The 1,330-nt window shown below is 36.8% G+C and carries 2 protein-coding genes and 2 pseudogenes; all 4 read left to right on the plus strand.

All coding sequences use genetic code 11. From position 1 onward, the window contains the following. Window positions 1-525 (plus strand): annotated as a pseudogene (locus tag HT699_RS03750) (transposase family protein); the annotation flags it as partial. A 102-nt stretch (window positions 526-627) separates the two neighbouring features. Next, window positions 628-735 (plus strand): annotated as a pseudogene (locus HT699_RS03755) (IS5/IS1182 family transposase); the annotation flags it as partial. A 36-nt stretch (window positions 736-771) separates the two neighbouring features. Beyond that, window positions 772-921 (plus strand): 50S ribosomal protein L33, encoded by a 150-nt coding sequence (gene rpmG, locus HT699_RS03760; protein WP_001809104.1) that lies wholly within the window; start codon window positions 772-774, stop codon window positions 919-921. Window positions 922-960: 39 nt separating this feature from the next. Then, on the plus strand, window positions 961-1,194 hold the full coding sequence (gene secG, locus HT699_RS03765) for a preprotein translocase subunit SecG (RefSeq protein ID WP_000282517.1): 234 nt from the start codon (window positions 961-963) through the stop codon (window positions 1,192-1,194). The last annotated feature ends 136 nt before the right edge of the window (window positions 1,195-1,330 follow it).

The raw sequence follows: 1,330 nt of genomic DNA on the forward strand, positions 1-1,330 counted from the left end.
TTCAATATGTGCGAGAATATCGAACTTATGAACAAATTGCGGCTGATTTTGGTATCCACGAAAGCAACTTAACCCATCGGAGTCAATGGGTTGAAGTAACTCTTGTTCAAAGTGGTGTTACGATTTCAAGAACTCCTCTCAGTTCTGAGGACACGGTAATGATTGATGCGACGGAAGTAAAAATCAATCGTTCTAAAAAAACAATTAGAGAATGATTCTGGTAAAAAGAAATGCCACGCTATGAAGGCTTAAGCGATTGTCACAAGTCAAGGGAGAATTGTTTCTTTGGAGCTCGCTGTGAACTATTGTCATGATATGAAGTTGTTCAAAATGAGTCGCAGAAATATCGGACAAGCTGGTAAAATCTTGGCTGACAGTGCTTATCAAGGGCTCATGAAGCTATATCCTCAAGCGCAAACTCCGAGGAAATCCAGCAAACTCAAGCTGCTAACAGCTGAAGATAAAGCCTGTAACCATGCGCTATCTAAGGAGAGAATCAAGGTTGAGAATATTTTTGACAGAGTATAGTAGATTGAAACTAGAATAGTACACCTCTACTTCTAAAACATTGTTAGAAATCGATTTGACTGTCTTGATCGATTTGTCCTGTTCTTATTTCATTTCACTATAAAAACGTTTAAAATGTTTTCAACAACCTATCGAAATCATCGTAAACGCTTCGGCTTACGAATGAATTTGATTGCTGGCATTATCAATCATGAACTAGGATTCTAGTTTTGCAGGAAGTCTAATAAAAGTAAAGGAAATCTAGTGCGAGTAAAAATTAATCTCAAATGCTCCTCTTGTGGCAGTATCAATTACCTAACCAGTAAAAATTCAAAAACCCATCCAGACAAGATTGAGGTTTTAAAGTATTGTCCCAAGGAAAGAAAAGTAACCCTACATCTTGAATCTAAGTAGATTTTATGGTAAAATAATAGGGATTGTAAGGAGTTTGATATGTATAACCTATTATTAACCATTTTATTAGTATTATCTGTTGTGATTGTGATTGCGATTTTCATGCAACCAACTAAAAACCAATCCAGCAATGTATTTGATGCCAGCTCAGGTGATTTGTTTGAACGCAGTAAAGCACGCGGTTTCGAAGCTGTGATGCAGCGTTTGACAGGGATTTTAGTCTTTTTCTGGCTAGCCATTGCCTTAGCATTGACGGTATTATCAAGTAGATAAGAAAATAATGGGCAGGACTAGGTCTTTGCCTCTTTTTGTTTTTATATTCTTCAAAAATCTCTTCAAACCACGTCAGCTTTCATCTGCAATCTCAAAACAGTATTTTGAGCTGACTTCGTCAGTTCTATTCACAACC

This window comes from Streptococcus sp. 1055 (genome assembly GCF_013276815.1).
Classification (GTDB): Bacteria; Bacillota; Bacilli; order Lactobacillales; family Streptococcaceae; genus Streptococcus; species Streptococcus pseudopneumoniae.